This window comes from Spirochaetota bacterium, assembly GCA_017999915.1.
GTDB lineage: Bacteria > Spirochaetota > UBA4802 > UBA4802 > UBA5550 > RBG-16-49-21.
Genome location: JAGNKX010000006.1, coordinates 159,453 through 176,867 on the forward strand (window position 1 = coordinate 159,453; position 17,415 = coordinate 176,867).

Annotated in this window: 24 protein-coding genes; 19 read left to right on the top strand and 5 right to left on the bottom strand. The window is 48.2% G+C overall.

The annotated features are described in order from the left end of the window. The first annotated feature begins 115 nt into the window (after nucleotides 1-115). From KA369_10655 to KA369_10680, 6 genes are all read left to right on the top strand, one after another. Entirely contained in the window at nucleotides 116-598 is a 483-nt protein-coding gene (locus KA369_10655; protein MBP7736421.1) for a hypothetical protein, read from the top strand. Between the two features lie 25 nt (nucleotides 599-623). Next, nucleotides 624-1,412 carry an electron transfer flavoprotein subunit beta/FixA family protein gene (locus KA369_10660; protein ID MBP7736422.1) on the top strand — a complete coding sequence of 263 codons (789 nt, stop codon included), beginning with the start codon at nucleotides 624-626 and terminating at the stop codon, nucleotides 1,410-1,412. An 11-nt stretch (nucleotides 1,413-1,423) separates the two neighbouring features. After that, a complete protein-coding gene (locus KA369_10665) occupies nucleotides 1,424-2,380 on the top strand; it encodes an electron transfer flavoprotein subunit alpha/FixB family protein (GenBank protein ID MBP7736423.1) in 957 nt (318 codons plus the stop codon). Nucleotides 2,381-2,537: 157 nt separating this feature from the next. After that, nucleotides 2,538-2,900 carry a sulfite exporter TauE/SafE family protein gene (locus KA369_10670; protein MBP7736424.1) on the top strand — a complete coding sequence of 121 codons (363 nt, stop codon included), beginning with the start codon at nucleotides 2,538-2,540 and terminating at the stop codon, nucleotides 2,898-2,900. A 139-nt stretch (nucleotides 2,901-3,039) separates the two neighbouring features. Further along, a complete protein-coding gene (locus KA369_10675; protein ID MBP7736425.1) occupies nucleotides 3,040-3,600 on the top strand; it encodes a sigma-70 family RNA polymerase sigma factor in 561 nt (186 codons plus the stop codon). A 17-nt stretch (nucleotides 3,601-3,617) separates the two neighbouring features. Beyond that, nucleotides 3,618-4,790: a zf-HC2 domain-containing protein gene (locus KA369_10680; GenBank protein MBP7736426.1), complete on the top strand. Its 1,173-nt coding sequence runs from the start codon at nucleotides 3,618-3,620 to the stop codon at nucleotides 4,788-4,790. Nucleotides 4,791-4,824: 34 nt separating this feature from the next. Here the strand turns inward: KA369_10680 and KA369_10685 are convergent, their stop codons facing one another. Both KA369_10685 and KA369_10690 read right to left on the bottom strand, forming a co-directional pair. Beyond that, on the bottom strand, nucleotides 4,825-5,952 hold the full coding sequence (locus KA369_10685; protein MBP7736427.1) for a hypothetical protein: 1,128 nt from the start codon (nucleotides 5,950-5,952) through the stop codon (nucleotides 4,825-4,827). 107 nt (nucleotides 5,953-6,059) lie between these two features. Then, nucleotides 6,060-6,644: a hypothetical protein gene (locus KA369_10690; GenBank protein ID MBP7736428.1), complete on the bottom strand. Its 585-nt coding sequence runs from the start codon at nucleotides 6,642-6,644 to the stop codon at nucleotides 6,060-6,062. Nucleotides 6,645-6,806: 162 nt separating this feature from the next. On the opposite strand from KA369_10690, the gene KA369_10695 reads away from it, so the two are divergent. From KA369_10695 to KA369_10705, 3 genes are all read left to right on the top strand, one after another. Beyond that, nucleotides 6,807-7,244, top strand: a complete 438-nt coding sequence (locus KA369_10695; GenBank protein MBP7736429.1) for a DNA-binding protein — start codon at nucleotides 6,807-6,809, stop codon at nucleotides 7,242-7,244. Between the two features lie 166 nt (nucleotides 7,245-7,410). Beyond that, entirely contained in the window at nucleotides 7,411-7,620 is a 210-nt protein-coding gene (locus tag KA369_10700) for a DUF2892 domain-containing protein (protein ID MBP7736430.1), read from the top strand. 49 nt (nucleotides 7,621-7,669) lie between these two features. Continuing rightward, a complete protein-coding gene (locus tag KA369_10705) occupies nucleotides 7,670-8,248 on the top strand; it encodes a carboxymuconolactone decarboxylase family protein (protein MBP7736431.1) in 579 nt (192 codons plus the stop codon). Between the two features lie 116 nt (nucleotides 8,249-8,364). On the opposite strand, the gene KA369_10710 is transcribed toward KA369_10705, so the two are convergent. Then, nucleotides 8,365-9,150, bottom strand: coding sequence for a hypothetical protein (locus KA369_10710; GenBank protein ID MBP7736432.1), 786 nt, complete (start codon nucleotides 9,148-9,150; stop codon nucleotides 8,365-8,367). A gap of 183 nt (nucleotides 9,151-9,333) precedes the next feature. Then, nucleotides 9,334-10,080 carry a hypothetical protein gene (locus KA369_10715; GenBank protein MBP7736433.1) on the bottom strand — a complete coding sequence of 249 codons (747 nt, stop codon included), beginning with the start codon at nucleotides 10,078-10,080 and terminating at the stop codon, nucleotides 9,334-9,336. A gap of 391 nt (nucleotides 10,081-10,471) precedes the next feature. On the opposite strand from KA369_10715, the gene KA369_10720 reads away from it, so the two are divergent. Then, nucleotides 10,472-10,759 (top strand): PilZ domain-containing protein, encoded by a 288-nt coding sequence (locus KA369_10720; GenBank protein ID MBP7736434.1) that lies wholly within the window; start codon nucleotides 10,472-10,474, stop codon nucleotides 10,757-10,759. Between the two features lie 67 nt (nucleotides 10,760-10,826). Here the strand turns inward: KA369_10720 and KA369_10725 are convergent, their stop codons facing one another. Then, a complete protein-coding gene (locus KA369_10725) occupies nucleotides 10,827-11,699 on the bottom strand; it encodes an MBL fold metallo-hydrolase (GenBank protein MBP7736435.1) in 873 nt (290 codons plus the stop codon). A gap of 364 nt (nucleotides 11,700-12,063) precedes the next feature. Here KA369_10725 and KA369_10730 point away from each other — a divergent pair, with 364 nt between their 5' ends. The 9 genes from KA369_10730 (at nucleotide 12,064) to KA369_10770 (ending at nucleotide 17,406) form a co-directional block, all read left to right on the top strand. Beyond that, nucleotides 12,064-12,408 (top strand): winged helix-turn-helix transcriptional regulator, encoded by a 345-nt coding sequence (locus KA369_10730; protein ID MBP7736436.1) that lies wholly within the window; start codon nucleotides 12,064-12,066, stop codon nucleotides 12,406-12,408. Between the two features lie 12 nt (nucleotides 12,409-12,420). Further along, a complete protein-coding gene (locus KA369_10735; GenBank protein ID MBP7736437.1) occupies nucleotides 12,421-13,020 on the top strand; it encodes a hypothetical protein in 600 nt (199 codons plus the stop codon). Between the two features lie 567 nt (nucleotides 13,021-13,587). Next, nucleotides 13,588-14,304, top strand: coding sequence for an isoprenylcysteine carboxylmethyltransferase family protein (locus KA369_10740; GenBank protein MBP7736438.1), 717 nt, complete (start codon nucleotides 13,588-13,590; stop codon nucleotides 14,302-14,304). A 273-nt stretch (nucleotides 14,305-14,577) separates the two neighbouring features. Beyond that, nucleotides 14,578-15,168 carry an RNA polymerase sigma factor gene (locus tag KA369_10745; GenBank protein MBP7736439.1) on the top strand — a complete coding sequence of 197 codons (591 nt, stop codon included), beginning with the start codon at nucleotides 14,578-14,580 and terminating at the stop codon, nucleotides 15,166-15,168. A 479-nt stretch (nucleotides 15,169-15,647) separates the two neighbouring features. Beyond that, on the top strand, nucleotides 15,648-15,890 hold the full coding sequence (locus tag KA369_10750) for a hypothetical protein (protein MBP7736440.1): 243 nt from the start codon (nucleotides 15,648-15,650) through the stop codon (nucleotides 15,888-15,890). After that, the gene (locus KA369_10755; GenBank protein MBP7736441.1) at nucleotides 15,877-16,053 is read left to right on the top strand and encodes a hypothetical protein; all 177 of its coding nucleotides are present in this window, start codon (nucleotides 15,877-15,879) and stop codon (nucleotides 16,051-16,053) included. Before KA369_10750 ends, KA369_10755 begins: the two co-directional genes overlap by 14 nt. A 30-nt stretch (nucleotides 16,054-16,083) precedes the next feature. Further along, the gene (locus KA369_10760) at nucleotides 16,084-16,653 is read left to right on the top strand and encodes an isoprenylcysteine carboxylmethyltransferase family protein (GenBank protein ID MBP7736442.1); all 570 of its coding nucleotides are present in this window, start codon (nucleotides 16,084-16,086) and stop codon (nucleotides 16,651-16,653) included. A 112-nt stretch (nucleotides 16,654-16,765) separates the two neighbouring features. Then, entirely contained in the window at nucleotides 16,766-17,101 is a 336-nt protein-coding gene (locus KA369_10765) for a winged helix-turn-helix transcriptional regulator (protein ID MBP7736443.1), read from the top strand. A 68-nt stretch (nucleotides 17,102-17,169) separates the two neighbouring features. After that, a complete protein-coding gene (locus KA369_10770; GenBank protein ID MBP7736444.1) occupies nucleotides 17,170-17,406 on the top strand; it encodes a TM0996/MTH895 family glutaredoxin-like protein in 237 nt (78 codons plus the stop codon). Nucleotides 17,407-17,415 lie beyond the last annotated feature (9 nt).

Here is a 17,415-nt window from a genome sequence, read left to right on the forward strand (position 1 = left end):
ATGATAATTAATGCTTAATGATCCCTTGACTTTCTGTATGACAAATATTATATTATTAATGTCATACTGGATGACGTGATTAATAAAAAAATGTCATACATAAAAGGATAGCATGATGATAAAGGATGATACAAAGGACAGGCGCATCAATTTACGCCTCGATGAAGAAACATATCTGGCAATAAAAAAGACCGTGGAGAAGGATCTGAAAACCGATATTTCTTCCTACTGCAGATCGCTGCTCCTGATAAGCACGCTCCACGACGCCACTGTTTTTCGGATAAAGAACGCCGTTGAAAGGTTCGGGAAAGAGACCAATACGGATAACATGGAATATATGATAAAGATAAAAGATGAAATTCTTTTTATAGAGAAATTTCTGATCAAGATGAAAGAGGATCGAAAAAAATATGATGAGTTCATTTCCATGATGGAAAAATGGCATGAAACCGTAAGGGATGAGGCGCGGCGGTATTTCAAGAAGCATAATGATGTAATAGACTACTGGGAAAAGGAATACAAGGAATACTGGGATGAAGAGCATGAAAAGAATCCGACCATTGCCAAATGGTCTATGAATGAAAAGATAGATATTTGACTCTGGCGAGAGGCGGGAGGGTGTCATGAATATCGTGGTCTTTATCAAACAAACGGTCAACGTCGATCAGAAAATAAGGGTAAAAGAAAACGGCAGGATTCTTGAGAACGGCCTGGAATACGTTATCAGCGCCTGCGATGAGTGCGCCATTGAAGAAGCCGTCCGGATCAAGGAAAGGAATAAGGATGTGGATATAACCCTGGTATGCATGGGACCGGCAGGTGCGAAGAGGGCGATCCGCAGGGGGTTGTCACTCGGCGCCGACAGGGCGATCCACCTCCACAACGGCGCCTTCAATTCCTGCGATGCAACGGCGAACGCCAGGATATTCGCCGCCGTGCTGAAGGCCATTCCCCATGACCTGGTGCTCCTCGGCAGGCAGGCCCAGGACACCGACATGCAGGCCACGGCCGAGATCCTTTCGGAAATGCTCGGGCTCCCCATGGCCTCCAACTGCGTGAAGGCGGACATCGGGCCGGACAGGGCCGTTGTGCACCGCCAGGCCGACAGGCACCTAGAGGTCATCGAGCTCGCGAGGCCCTGCGTTATCAGCGTCAATAACGATATCAACAACCCGCGCTATCCGAGCCTGAGAAGCATACTGTCCGCCAGGATCAAGCCCATTGTCGCGAAGAAGCCCACTGATTTCGGCCTCGGAGAAGATGAGATCGGCAGGGCGGGGTCCCTGGTCGAAAGAATAAAGTATGAGACGCCCCGGCAGAGGGCCGCAGGGAAACTATTCGAGGGCGATGCCGCTGAAATCACCGCTACGGTCATCGAGCTTCTGGCGAATGAAGCCAGGGTGATAGGATAAGGAGGCGCGTTATGGCGAAAATACTGGTTGTTGCTGATATTGAGAAAGGCGCAGTGGGACGGTCAACCCTTGAACAGCTGGCCTTCGCCAGGAAGTCGGGAATTCCGGCGGACGCGGTCCTCATCGGGAACGGCGTGGGACAGCTGGCCGACCTGTGCGCGGGCCACGGCGCGGAAAGGGTTTTCGTCTGCGACCATTCAAGCGTTGAAAAATTCCTCAACGCGTCCTGGTCCGCCCTGATCGTGGAGGCACGGAAACAGAGCGGCGCCGACATCGTGCTGATGAAAGCCTCGGAATTAGGGAAGGCCCTCGCGCCGAAGGTCGCGGGCAAGCTGGGCGCGGGAATCGCCAATGACTGCGGCAGGATTGTCATTGACGGCGACACCGTCACCGTGTCAAGGCCGGCCATGGGCACGAGAGTCATGGAGACATTGAAGTTCAAGTCGTCCCTCAAAGTAATATCGGTCAAACAGGGACTGGCGGAGATTGATCCGGCCGCGAGGCCCCGGGCCGCCCGCAGGATCGACATAGCCGTGCCCGCCCCGGAACCGCGTAACATCCTCAGGGAGATAATCGTTAAAAAGACCGAGCGGGTCGACCTGGGAGAGGCGCGCATAGTCATCTCTATCGGCAGGGGCGCGCAGAGGAATCTGGATGATGTCAACAAGCTCGCCGATTCAATGGGCGCGGCAGTGGGAGCGACACGCCCCGTCATCGATGCCGGCCTTCTTCCCTACAACCTCCAGGTGGGGCAAACAGGGCGCAAGGTCAGTCCCGACCTTTACATCGCACTGGGCATATCCGGATCGATCCTCCATGTCTCGGGAATGGTGGAATCGAAGTGCATAGTCGCGGTGAACAGGGACCCGCAGGCGCCCATCTTCGCCGTTGCGGATTACGGTATTGTCGGCGATGTCAATGCGGTTCTGCCGGTCTTTAAAAAAAATATCGCAGGATTCTTTAAATAAAAAATGAAGAGACTTGTTGGCGCCGTCTTCGGGAAATGCGAATGCAGCAATATTTATTTATTGAAATATTCGAAAGTTAATCATTAATGTTACCGTGCATCCGTATCAGTATCGGATGTAGAATACTTTATAATCATGATAACCGGGCGGTAACTCTATGGCAAATATAATACTTCTTATTGTCCTCGGCGTCACGGCCGGGATCCTGAGCGGACTGATCGGCATCGGGGGCGGCATCATCATCATTCCGGCCCTGATCTTTATTTTCGGGTTCTCTCAGCACCAGGCCCAGGGCACGACCCTGGCCCTGATGGTCCCGCCCATAGGGATCCTCGCGGCCTGGACCTATTACCGGCAGGGCCTTGTGGACCTGCACGCGGCCCTGTTCATATGCATCGGCTTTGTCGCGGGCAGTTTTCTCGGGGCCAAGGTGGCGACGGTCGTCTCCAGCGCTGTTATGGAAAAAATATTCGGCGTCGCCCTGCTGCTACTCTCGTTAAAAATGATATTCGCCAAATGAAACGGGCTAAATTCTTGACGAACGGTGCGGTTGTTGTAAGACTTGATAACCGTAAACCATGTCATGGCTTTATAATCCCATTTTTGATTTATATAGTAAGCTGATAAATATATTGAATAATAATAATCCCCGCTGATCCATGATAGACAGGAAACTTGTACAAGACATATATTACAGGCATGGAAAGGAACTCCTGGTCTATATCTGCGGTTTCGTGAAGATACGTGAAACCGCCGAAGACCTTCTTCATGATGCGTTTGTGCGGCTCATACGCCATTCCCTCGATCATCAGATCGATGAAAGCAACCTCCGCGCGTTTCTCTACCGGATCGCGCGAAATACCTGCATTGACTACCTGAGGAAAAACCGCAAAAAGCATGAAACGGAGCTCCATGAATATATGGAATATGCCCGGTCCGCGTCGGTCCAGGAGGATGTCGAATACGGCGAGCTGAAGCAAAAGGTTGACGAGCTTGTTGATTCGAAAGACCCGGTCTCCCGGTCGGTATTCATAATGAGGACGGAGCTCAATATGACCTATGATGATATAGCGGGCAATCTCGGTATCTCCGAACGAACGGCGCAGAGAAAAATGAAGGACATGCTGGAATTCCTGACGGAATCCCTGGAAAAGGGCGGTTTTACGCTTTTATTTCTGATTATGCTGGCGGTTTTGCTTATGAAAATCGTTTTATATTAATGAAGGGATGATACCCAGTGAACGACCATGTGACACATGATGAAATGGCATCCTATCTTGCAGATACCCTGCTCCCCGGGGAGCGTGATCGTTTCGACAGCCATATCCGTGAATGCGAAACATGCCGCGACAAGCTTGATAAGATCAAAATAGCGCTGACGCCCCGCTTCCGGTCGGTGGAATTGCGCGATGAGACCGTCGCGAGAATATTGAGATCGTGGGACGCCATACAGGTTGAGGCGGCCCGGGGCGGCATGATCGCATTTCTCAGGAAGCATCCGAGGGCCGCGGTCGCATCGGCGCTGGCGGCAGCGGCGGCGACAATCATTGTCGTGTCGGCCCTCATGAACGCGCCCCGGGAGCCGGCCGGCGCCCATTTAACCCTGGGACGCGTCGAGGGGGGTGTTGCTGTCAACGAAGAGCAGGTCCATGCGGGCGGTAACGTTTTTGGCGGAAGCAGGATAACATTGCCGGATAAGGCGCTGGCGCGCCTTGTCTACGGGGAGATCATGAAAATTGATCTTATCTCCAGGTGCGATCTTTCTGTTGATGCCTTTGGATTTGACAGGGCTGATACCATCCGGCTGGAAAACAGCCTCCGCGACGGCATTATCATTTCTTCGATACACGACAGCGGAAAGAACGTGAGCTATGTCTATACGACGCCGAACGCCCGTATTGAGTCACAAGGCACCGAGTTCCTGCTTCAGGCCGAGGGAGGAAAGACCCTGCTGATAATGAAAACTGACGCGGTGCGGGCTATCCACGCGCGATCGGGCAAGAGCGAGATTGTCCCGGCAGGGATGAAGTGCGTCATTTCTGATTCGCTTGAGATCATGGCCGCAACGGATGAGGATATGCGAATTTTTGAAAACATCGAGGGACTGCGAAAGGGAGATTTCGGACGCCTCCTTTTACCCGCGTTCCATGACAGGAAATCCGGCACACAGGGAAAGTCGCCGGCCCCGGGCGATCCAGGCGTGAAAAATGGCGGTTCGATGATGGATAAAGGGAACGGCGCCGCTGAAAAGGTCCGGGAAGGAGATACGGACGGGCGGGACGCCCGGAGAGAACGGGACAGGGAAATGCGTCAACAGAGAATGGAACAGAAGAAGCTCCATATGAATGAGATGCGGAGGAGCAGAGGGACCAGCGCGAACCAGCAGATGCAGATGAGAAGGGGGCGTTAGTCCGTCGATCGCGGGGGACTAACGTGCCGGGCTTTCAATACCTGTAGTTTACGTTAAAGGAGACGCCCTGATTGAAAAATGATTTTCCCACCAATGATGACTGCAGATACGGATTGGCGCTGATATTATAATTGTAAACATAGAGAACGTACAATTCCATGAATTGTTGCAGGGCGCTGTTTGATTTCGGCGCCAGGTAATAGCTTGGCAGATAAGAAGCCGACAGGGTTACATATCCGAGGATATTGAACGTGACGCCGATATCCCCCCCCGCTATAAGATATTTTTCACTGTCAATTCCGAGGCTTACGCCGCCGTGAAGCGACAGATACTTCCAGACCTCGGAATACGCCCCGATCCGGGGCGTGTGAATATAATATGAATCCCTCGGATACTTGAACATGCTGTAAAGATAAAAATAGGTCGCGTCAATACCGGTAGTATCCGTGACATTCCATGTGACATTGATCGTCGTCGAAATGTCATCAAGGTATTTCATATCATTCAGGTCGATGATGTAATACTGGTTCGTCTGGCTTTGACTATTGATGTCGCTGTACAGGAAGGTGATCTTTTGCGCCCAGTTTATCGATTTAAAACGGTACTCGGTAGTCCTTTTGTTCAAGGAAACGTCAATTATAACCTTGTCGAAATCGAGGAGAAAACCGGCGGTCCCCTCATGGCCCCGGTAGTAATGGGAATAGTCCCCTGTTGAATAACGGTATTCTCCATACAGCTCAACGACTTTGTGGGGATAGATGGAGAGTGCCGCCTTTGGCTGGGTGAAATTGATGTTTTCAAACTTTCCTTCCCCGTCGGTAACGAGGTAATTCTGGCATCGTGCCATGCCGGCGGTGAATTTTACATATTCATGTTTCAGGTGGATGTTGCCATAGGGCTTGTACATGAAGTTGCTCACCGAGGCTCCTTTTGAATAACCGCCGGATATGCCCATGTCGAAACCGAAGATTTTCGGTTTATTGTCCTGCTTCACATCTTCCCTGTCATCGCCTCCCGCCGTAGTTTCAAGGGAGGGATCGCTATCCGGCTCATTGCTTTCATTGTCCCTGGATATCGCGGCAGTGGAGATCATGCAGAGAAATGCGAGGAACGACAAGGTGATCACGATGCCTCTTCGCAGTTTAAGATTTGATAAGATCATTGCCGTATCCGTGCGGTATGATGAAATGTGCCGTATCAATTAAGACAGACCGGAAGGAAGCATCCATCCGGTCTGCCACCATTATGTCCGGGCATCCAGGTCCCGTATTACCTTCCCCCGCGATTGCCGCCGGTGCCGGTTGTGCCGCCGGCAGTGCCGGTGCTGCCGCGGTTTATCCTGACCATCTCGCGGCTGACGGCCCGCTGTTGCGTCTGGTTCTTAATCTGCTCTCTTTTGGCTTCCTGGCTCGCCTTGCGATCTTCCCGGCGCTCCCTTGTTTGTTCTCTTTTGTTTTCCCTTATCCGGTCACGGTCCTGTTTCTTGGTCCTTACCTGATTCTTCTTGGCGTCGCCTTTTTGGGTCTGATCCTGTTTTCTTTCCCTCACCCGGTCTTTTTCAGTTTTCCGCATCCTCTCGCGGTCCTGTTTCTTCTCTTTCAACTGATCCTTCTGCGCGTCTTTTTTCTGGACACGGTCCTGCTTCCTTTCCCTGACCTGGTCTTTCTGGGCGTCGCGCTCCCTGATACGGTCCTGCTTCATTTCCTTGACCTGGTCTTTTTTCGCCTCTTTTTTCTCAATTTTTTCCTCTGCCCTGGTTTTTATCTGTTTTTTATCCATTTCCTTTTCCTGGGCAACGATCAGCACCGGCAGGGCCAGCACCAATGACGTGAAAAGCATTACTAATTTTTTCATAAAACTTCATCTCCTTTGTTAAGTTTTATTATCACAGATATAACGGAAAAATGCCATAAAGAACGACATGAATTTTAAAAAAAAATCAAAAAACTTGACGATTGTAAAATAAGTAAGTATTTTAGATAATACTAAAATTACATATTAAGGAGGTCATAAAAAATGAAAACTAAAAGAATTATGGGATCAATATTTTTTCTCTCATTATTGGTTGGAGCAATGGCAATCTATGCACAGAGAATGCATGGGGCGGGTTATTATTATGATCCATCTAAGGTAATCACTGTATCCGGGATTATTACATCGGTAGAAACCGTGGAACGGGCGCGGGGCTATAACAGCGGCACGCACCTGGAGATCAAAACCGACGGTGGGATTCTATCGGTCTATGCCGGTCCATCTTCCTTTCTGTATAATAAAATAACTTTTGTAAAGGGAGATGCCGTTGAAGTGACCGGCGCGCGTGTTGCCGATGACGGCAAACCGGGCATAGTTGCCAGGGAGATTCGAAAAGGCGATAAGAGGATCGTTTTAAGGAATAATGATGGAACGCCTCTCTGGGCCGGCCATGGTGAAAGAAGAGGAAGGCATCGATGGTAATAGTGCATTCAGGGGTTAATCATGGATTGCAATGATTGATCCCTGAATTATTAAGAAATAATTAACAAGGAATGAAACGGCGCATTAAATATCCATTTTATTTGCTTATGCCATTGGTAGTTTATATTATTAAAGAATTAGATGTAACACATAACAGGAGGCGGCCATGAAAAAGAACATGGGATTGATAGACAGAATTATCCGGGTCGTGCTTGCCGCGGTTGTGGCGGTATTGTATTTCACGGGACAAATAACCGGCGTCGCGGCCATTATTCTCGGAATATTCGCCGTCATATTTGTGGTTACGAGCGCCATCGGTTTTTGCCCGCTCTATGTTCCATTCAAGCTTTCGACCATGAAAAAAGAGTCGAAGTAGCATGAAAGGATCCGGACGAATTCCATTGTAACGCCGGAGGCCATACCGGATGTTTTTTGAACCTCCTCCACGGTTTCCTTGGTGGCTGAGACTTCTGGTCTGGATAGGGGACTGGGCCGCAGGGAGAAAAATGATGCCCTCGCGGCTTCTTTCCTGGTATCCCAGGGCTTTGATCAGCTCGGGAATATTTGAAGGTCTGGTAACCCATAAGGACCGGACAGTCAGCGGGAGAATACTGAAGCTTGTCCGAATGCAGGTCTCGTTTGTCGTTTCATGCGCCTTCTGTATCGACATGAATTCCTTTGGTTATGAGAAGGAGCATATAACAAATGAAGAAATCGAAGCTCTCCAGGGAATTCATAATCCTGATGGGGTGCCGACTTTTTCAGAACGGGAAAGGGTCGCTGTTGAATATGCCAGATCCATCTGTAAAACTCCAATCTCTTTTGAAAATGATTTAATCGAGAGGTTAAAACATAACTTCACGGAGCGTGAGATCGTTATTTTGGCTTCCACAGCCGCTCAGGTAAATTACTGGACACGTCTTATACAGGCTCTTGGCATAATGCCTGCCGGATTCACCGATAACTGTCCCATATTAAAGCTCGATTCATATAAAACAAAGTGATGCAGGATAAAATTGGTTCGGATCATTATCATTATACAGTGGATTTAATAATTTTTTTACTATATCGGTACTATACAAGGTAGATGCCTGTAATTGACCGTGAAAAAAATCACGTATCAGCCTCGGGGATTCCGGGGAAACTTCAATTCATCCGGGATGAGGTCCAGCATCGATGCGATGCTCCTCCTCATGTACTCGTACCCGGCATTCTCCCCCTCGATGCCATAGAAATGGAGGCGTCGTATCAGATGTACCAGCTTGATCTTGTCATCCTCTTCGGCCGGCTTCCGCACCATCCAGAGGGTGCGCCAGGTCCGAACGGGCCTTTTCCCGCTGAGATAATCCAGGACGGCCGCGGTAAATCGTTCCGGTTCTTCCCGTGACGATCGATCCAGTTCGATCATCCTGCATGCGTCGTCGTAGCATTCCCCGAAGTCAGTTTTTATTTTTCGCCCGATGCCTGACTGGAACTTGCTGGAGCCGGTAAGGAAAGGATATTTCTCGAAGATGTCCTCCTTCGGCTTCACGTTAAGGCCCTTTCTCAGGCTCCTGATTTTCGCGTATTCAAGGAAGTTGTCCGGAGTCACGCTGATCCCGGACCTGGCCGCTTCAATCAGCTCCCTGCCGGCCGAATCGTTCAGGCCATAGGGGCCCGCTCCCCTCCTGTCATGGGCCGCCACGGCGTCCTGTTCCGATTCGGTCCGCTGGAATCCGGTGTCCTTTGATATGACAATTGATTCAATCTGGACTTCGCGGGACGCTTCCAGCAGGGATTTCTTTTTTGCATAAAGATAATTGATATAGGTTATTGAGAGCATTATAACAGCAAACAAGGCGTGTATGATTATGGAAAGTAAGTATGGCGAGAATAGGGGCAGGTCATTGCGGATTGATTTTTCCATGGTGGCTATTATTAATAATTGATGCCGCCGCGGAGATAATGTTACCGATAAAAATGAATTAAATTATCATTGAGATTGCGGACTGTTCAGGTCTTCGGGGGCGTTTTCAGGGGTATAGGTTCGTCGCCATCCCCCTTGCTATGGCGGGCTGAATCCCGGGATTGCTATTCCAATCCGAACATGCTACCGGAGGCGGAGGGCGGGACACCTCTTCTTTAAGAATTTTTCCATGTCTTCGTTGGTCTTGTATTTCAGGATCACCTCGTCTGGGTCTTTGGGGTCCTGCACGGCCAGGTCGCTGTTCTTTATCTGGCACTTGTTCCCCATGCCGTCATAAACGACCGGGGAGGACCAGATCTTGGCATGGGCCGATGATCCGGTCATCCATCCGTAATCTATCAGGAGGAAGCCTTTTTCCGGCTTGATCTCGACGCCGCCTTTCTTCTTCACCATTTCGTCAAAGTGCTCCAGGGGGGTCGTGGTGACCGTGAACCCTTCAATGGCCGAGACGTCGCCCGATTCCGCCGAAAAGGTGACCTTGTACCCGTAGGGTGACATCCCTTCGATCGTGTTGTCGTCCACCCTGGTGAATGTCGGCTGTACGCTCTCCCGGAAAGGCAGCAGCCGGTAGGTGTGGGACCCGGTCGATTTGGACATCCTGTCGTAATCATTGGAGCCGACGAACACCATCACCATGCCTTCCTTGTTAAATGAGAAGGACCGGTTCCTGCTTTTATTCTTCATCTGCAGCCGGTATGATGAGTTGGAGGAGAGGCGCCATTCTCCGGCCCTCATTTCCTGGATCGTGATCTCGATGTTGTTGAACGTGGATTGCTTGAATCCCAGGTTGTCTCTTGCCGCAATCCCGCCGGACATGATGGAATAAAAAACAGCTGTCAGGATAATCGACGCAAGGATCATCTTTTTCATGGGTGTTTACTCTCCTGGCTTTATGGCTGGGTAATGCTTTTTCCTGACAATACACCCCGGGTGCTCCCTGTCAATGATTATGAACAGGCCGGATGGTCTTTTTTGCCGCATGAACATATGCAAATTAAATGAGAGGCCGGACCTGGTGAATTCATTGAATTGTCGGTGGCGCTAAATTTCCATCCGCATAAATTAATCAAGAACATGAAAAAATATCTCGCCATTCCGGAAATCCGGTGTATTATTAATACTAACAACCTTGGGTGTTTCCTGACGACGCGACTATCGTAATGGAATGAAGTCGCTTCCGCAACCAGCTTCGACCTGATCTGTGAATGCAAACGACGCACCTCATGTTAAGTGACCCATTCCTACAAAGCCGGGAGGCGATATGGAACTAAGAAAGTATCCCCGCAAAGAAGTAATGCAGAATGCCCTCTGTCTTTTGAGCGACAGGACCATAGCCTGCAACGTGCAGAACCTGTCGTGCGCCGGAGCCTACATCAGGGTTGAAGAGAGCCCGCCGAACTCCATCCCGAAAATCGATATCGGCGTTGACGTTGAAGTGATTTTCCATCCGGAAGAGCCTGGCGTTAAGGGAAAAATTCTTCGTCTCATCAATGAAGCGGATGCCATCTATTTCGCGATCTATTTTCTGCGGCAGTACAACTTCGAATAATACGCGGGCCGTCCCCGCTCTTTCCCCGATCCGTTGCGGTGATTGTCCTTATATGTTCGCTGCTGAATTAAAGTGTTATCTCGTCACCCTGGGCGATGGCGCTGCACGCCATCGCGCTATGACGCGACTTTAACGCCGCGACGCATTCATCCACCATCGCATCGACTTCCGCATCGGAACGGTCCTGGTTGATGTGAAAAAGCCCCAGCCGCTTGACCCCCGCGTCCATTGCCAGGTCTATCACGTCCCGCGAGCAGCTGTGTCCCCAGGACATGCGGTTCCTGTGATACTCCTCATGGGTGAATTCCCCATCATGAACGAGGAGGTCGGCGCCCTTAGAAAACGAAACATAATCCCCATAATCCATGCCGGTGGGATGACGGAATGCCAGCTTTTTGCTCCCGGATTCTTTAAAACCGATTTCATTGTCGGTCAGATAAACAAAGGTTTTGCCGTCTTCGATGAATTTATAGCCGATGGCATTGTTGGGATGGTTGAGATTGATGGGGAATATTTTAATGGAATCTATCGTTATGGATTCCTGGCAGGTCCCGGCGAAATGTACGGCGCTTTTCAATTCAGCGAGTTTTACCGGAAAAAAGGGCGGTTCCATCACGTTCGAAATGATATTGTTGATGGCGATCTGAGAATCAGAGCAGCCGGCGATGACGATCCGGGTGCCGGTCACATACAATGGCTTAAAAAAGGGAAAGCCGATGATATGGTCCCAGTGGGCATGGGTAAATATGATATGGATTCTCTTTTTCTTTTCGTCGATGAGCCTGTTACCCAATTCCCTGACGCCGGTGCCGGTATCAACGATGATCACCTCGTCGTTTTTCGTCCGTATTTCCACGCAGGCGGTGTCCCCTCCATATTTTATGAACTGAGGGCCTGATACGGGAATCGAGCCGCGGGAACCCCAGAACTTTATGTTCATGATATTGGTCCTGTTTTATTGTTTGCTTCTTATCATGAATGTATTGGATTATGGTGGATAATTCAAGCATAATAAATTGACTTGTCGCGAAACTGCGTCTCGCCCTCGCGGCAATACCGCCGCAGCGTCTGATAAATATAGGCTCCAGTCTTCGGGTGAATATCAGAAAAACATTATCTTGATTCCTCTCTATCGATCGTATGCACCAATTTTCCATTCAATGAAACATTGAATATGGCAGATCCTTCTTCTGTGTTGAACAGGGCTCGAACTCAAAAAAAACTCAAAAAATGTATCGACCCTATTGACTTTTTCCCAATGATTCATTATATATAAGTTATCATTTATATAAACGGATATTTATATGAGTAAGAAAGTATATGCCGACATCGGCGTATTGCAGCTGATTTTCCAGACCCTGTCCGATGCCAACAGGCTGACAATAATCAAATATATCAATGACAGCGAATGTTCGGTCAGCCAGATCGTGGAAGAGACGGGATTGTCCCAACCTCTCGTATCGCATCACTTGAAAACATTGAGGGAACGGCAGATCCTTGAGACCGCCAGGAATGGTCCTTTTATATATTACCGCTTAAAAGATAAAAAATTACTGAAAATCTTCGATTCGATTTTAGAGGTTGTCGGTCCCATCGATGAAAGCAAGCTCGGCAAGCCATTCAGATGCGGACCAATGTCGTGTCGATGACAGGGAGGAGAAATGAGCATAAAAGATAAAATGATGGATTCAATGATGGGGAAGATGAGCGCCGAAGAAAAACGGCAGATGATGGAAGCGATGATGAGCAGGTTTTTTGATACTATGACGAAGGAGGAAAAACAGAACATGATGCAGGCAATGATGGATAAATTCTTCGGGACCATGTCGGCTGAAGAGAAAAGGGAGATGATGAGCGGCATGATGCCGAAGATGATGGCGGGCATGATGGGCGGAGGCGGATCCCCCATGATGGGCATGATGAAAAACATGATGGGAAAAATGATGGGCGGAAAAAAGGAAGGCGATGAGAAGGAAAGCGGCCCCATGGGATTCAATCCGATGGAAATGTGCCAGAAGATGATGATGAACATGGGAAAAACGAGCGAGATGGCGAGCTATGCCACCCCGGAAGTGCGCGCGCTGTTTGAAGAATGGTCGGAACAAATAGAAAATGAGATCTACAATTACCTGAAGGAAACCGGGACGGTTGATCCTGATAACCTTGCCGAGCATTTCAAGCTTTCAAAAGACAGCATCAATTTCTTTTTGTCCAAGCTTGCGCAAAAGGGAAAAATCAAGCTGAAAGCCGAGAAAGCATAATGAGGGCTTCGCCCTAAACCCAATAGGCGCAGGGGAACCCTGCGGGGCTCATTAAGGGGCTCCGCCCCTTAGATTCCGTAAAAAAGTTTTCACTAAAGACACAAAAAGTATAGGGTGATACTTTTAAATTATTTGCAAAGATGATTAATCGCCTCATGGAGGATTAGTTTATGAACGCCCGGAAGATATTCGTTATTTTTGTTCATATGTTTATCGGCTGGTTAGTTTGTTCGGCCATAATGGGAATAGGCCGGCAGTTCATTCCAATTGATACGCTGCTGATAGCTCATCTCATCGCGGTGCCCGTGGTGTTTTCTCTCATCTCAATTGTATACTTCTCGAAGTATAATTACTCCACTCCTGTTGTCACTGCCCTGATTTTTACATCGTTCATAATAGTGATGGATTTCCTGATTTGGGCAGTGCTGTTGTTAAAGAGTATGGAGATGTTCCAGAGTATATTGGGAACATGGATCCCGTTTCTGTTGATCTTTCTTTCTACTTTTACTACGGGCCTAATAATAAAAAGGCGAAATCAACGGAATAATATCAATTGAATGAAAGCATATGAATAATTTCGGGAAAAAAATAATAATCTATGCTGCATTTGTCCTGGGGGCCGGATCATTGATTATGTTTTATATGTTCCTGTTCCTGGGTTCATTCACTCTTGTCAATTTGAATATGGGATTGCTCCCGGCGCTGGCCCTTGACGCCTTTCTTTCCATTCTTTTCTTTCTACAGCACAGCTTGTTGATAAGAAGGAATGTCCGTAATAGACTATCAAAAATAGTACCTGATCCCTACTATGGCGCGTTCTATGCGATAACATCCGGAGCAGCCTTGCTCATCATGATTCTGTTCTGGCAGCGTACGGCTGCCATCGCAAGCGCAGAAGGACTGATCTACTGGCTGCTGCGATTATCATTTATCCTGTCCATGGCAGGGTTTTATTGGGGTGTAAAAGCCCTTGGCGCGTTTGATCCATTTGGTGTTGTGAAAATAAAGCTCTCCATGAGGAACAGGGAGCTGAAAATTGTCCCTCTCGCCATAAGGGGGCCCTACCGGTGGGTGCGACACCCATTATATTTTTTCTCGCTTATAATGATATGGGCCTGTCCCGATCTTGCGTTTGACAAACTGCTCTTCAATGTCATGTGGTCCCTGTGGATTTTTATTGCTACAATGCTTGAGGAGCGGGACCTGGTTCGTGAGTTTGGAAATGGATACCGTGAATATCAGAAAAAGGTGCCGATGCTGATCCCCTATAAGAAACCGTTATAACACTCCAGAGTCGATAAATTTTCATTGACCTTTCATATTTTTACAATAATAATTGCTACTATCCATCTATAACAGTATTATAAATATATATAATATTTCGCAGCCGATTACACCAGATTTGGACGTCACCGGGAAGGGGCGAAACGGCCTGCGGAACTCGGACAAAAAAATGAAAACTCAGACAGTCCTCGGCTCGTTCCGCCCCTTCCCGGTGACATATGTACGCATGTTTAGCAACCAGTTTTTTCTGAAACGGATATAGAAGGTCAGTACATGCTCAGCTACAATGAAATACATGACAGCTATTATCAAAAAATATTGAGGTACCTGTCCCGTATCGTGGGGCAGGATGAGGCTGAGGATATTTCCCAGGAAGTATTCATAAAAATCAATAAAAGCCTCGATACGCTTCAGGATGAAAATAAGCTTACCTATTGGATTTATCGCGTTGCCCTCAACGCCGCCCGGGACCATATCAGAACGAAGAAATCGAAAGTACCCGTTGTCTCTATTGAGGACCTTGCAGGTTCGATGGACTCCGGATGCCACTCCAGGCTGAAAGAGTTTGCCGATAGCCGCGCCAAAACTCCTGAGGAAAAGCTGATAAAGGATGAAATGCTGCAGTGCTACATCGATTACGTTGAAAAACTGCCGGAAAAATATTACCAAATATATGTCCTCGATGAATTCGAGGGCTTTTCCAACCAGGAAATCGCCGACAAGCTTTCAATAAGCCTGGATACCGTTAAGATCAGGCTCCACCGGGCCAGAAACGAGCTCAATGAGCTGCTGAGGAAAAACTGCAGTTGTTATTCCGATAAAAACGGCAATATCATGTGCGAGCCGTGCGAACCTAAAGAATAAGACACACCAATATACATAGACCCCCCTCGTGGCCCTGGCCGGAAGTCTGGCGGGCATAGAGTCTATCCGAAGTAATCCTTTAAAAAATCAAAAAAATCATCTCCTTCCGTATCCTTCGCGTTGCCGTATCCGTCATTTGAAATAGATGGCTGATACAACACGAAATGGCGAAGCCACGAATCGGTATTAATATTTTGGAGGTATGAAATGGTTGAATCCATAATGAACTTACACAAATGTGCCGACTGCTCTATCCGGTGCAGGGCACAGGCGAGGCCGCGGTCGCTTTTTGCACGCATTCATCGGTGGCATATGAAATGGTGGCCCGGCTGGAGGATCTACCAGGAGGAGCTGCGCGCCGATGGCGCCAAGGCAATGACGTGCATTTGAGAATGGACGGCAGGATGGTTTCCGGGCATACTTGGCAGCGGAAACCATCCTGCACAGCTGCATCTAATTTAAAATCGGAGGACATAATAATGAGAGAAAAACGGGAACATGTCGAAAGCAGGTTCTTTTCCGCTGCTTTTGGCGTAATAATCATCGCGGTAGGGCTGGGTTGGTTGTTGCAGACAATCGGAGTCCTGCCTGAAGGGTTTGAAATTTTAAACTACGTTTGTCCTGTCTGTATCGTTCTTTTGGGTATGCGGATACTGATAGGGCATACCACGAAAGGAAATAATAATCAAAAAATTATGGAGAATACCAATGTCAAAATGTGAACATTGCAAATTCAGGAATTATTCGGAGAAAAACCCGGAAAAACTGATCAGCAGGATCTGGAAATGGCACACCACCTGGTGCCCGGGATGGAAAAAATACCAGCGGGAGCTCAGGAAAAGTGAATTTTCCTGCTGCCAGGGCATGACTTGTGCTGAGAAGTAACATTAAATAAATCGAGGAGAGGTGCGTGAGATGTTACAGTATGGTATGCTGGCCGGTTTTATTTCATTCTCGATCGTTCTGGCGCTGTTCGTGATACGGATCGTTTCGAGGGGCATCAGCATTGTTGCCAGGCCGCCTATCAATCCGCTGGCATTTGTAACAGCCAAACTATGCGCCTTTTCTTCATGCTTTTTCATCCCGGCCGGTATTATCCGGCCGGAGCTGAAATGGTATGAGGCGCCGGAATGGCTGGGCCTGACCGCATTGCTGCCGTTTTTCTCCGGGATAGTTATCGCGGCTGTGGCAATGAAAAAGCTGGGCGATGATCTTATCTTCGGACTTCCTGAAGGCTCTATAAGCTCCCTTAAAACCGATGGGATCTTCAGGTTCAGCAGAAATCCTCTCTACCTCGGATTCATCCTGCTCATCCTGTCATCGTGCCTGATTACGCCGAATCCCTTCAATTTTGCGGCGGCAATCATTGCGATTCTCATTCATCACAGGATAATCCTGCAGGAGGAGAATTATCTGTTGTCCAGGCTCGGGGATAGGTATAAGGATTATATGAAAGCGACAGGGAGATATTTATTACGCATATAGTGGAATTGGTATAATCAGCAGGAAGCGCAGGTCATAAATAATTATTCTTTATTTGCTTGACAATTATTGCAATATTGGCAAAATTGTCAAATATTCATTAAAGGATAATCAGATGGATCCGAAAGTCTGGTCATTGTGCGAAGCCCGAGCCAATATAATCAAAGCAGTCTCTCATCCGGCGAGGCTATTTATAGTAGAGGAGCTGCAAAAGGGAGAGAGGTGCGTGTGTGAATTGACCGAAATGCTGGATTTCGATACATCCACTATATCGAAGCACCTGTCCATATTGAAAAATGCCGGCATCCTCGGCGACAGGAGAGATGGAACCAAAAGCATTTATTTTTTAAAGGTTCCCTGCATACTCAACTTCTTCGGGTGTATTGAGGAAGTGATGGAATCGAATCTTAAACAGCAGAATGAGATTCTCATGACCTGCAAGAAAAGGTAAGTAAATTTTTTTAAAGTATTTATGGCGATTTTGTCAAATTGTCATAATTAAGCTTTAGGAGGAACATGATGTTGCTGGAAATACTCGGAAGCGGCTGCGCCAAGTGCAAAAAACTCGAGGAGTTGACGAAAGAGGCGGTTGGTGAAATGGGAGTCGATGCTTTTGTAAATCATGTCACAGACATCAAGGTAATAATGAACTATGGCGTCATGACCACGCCAGCCCTGGTAGTTGACGGAGTGGTGAAGGTCGCCGGTAAAGTGCCGTCTAAAGATGAAATTAAAAAATTGATAAGCACTAAATAGAGGATAGAT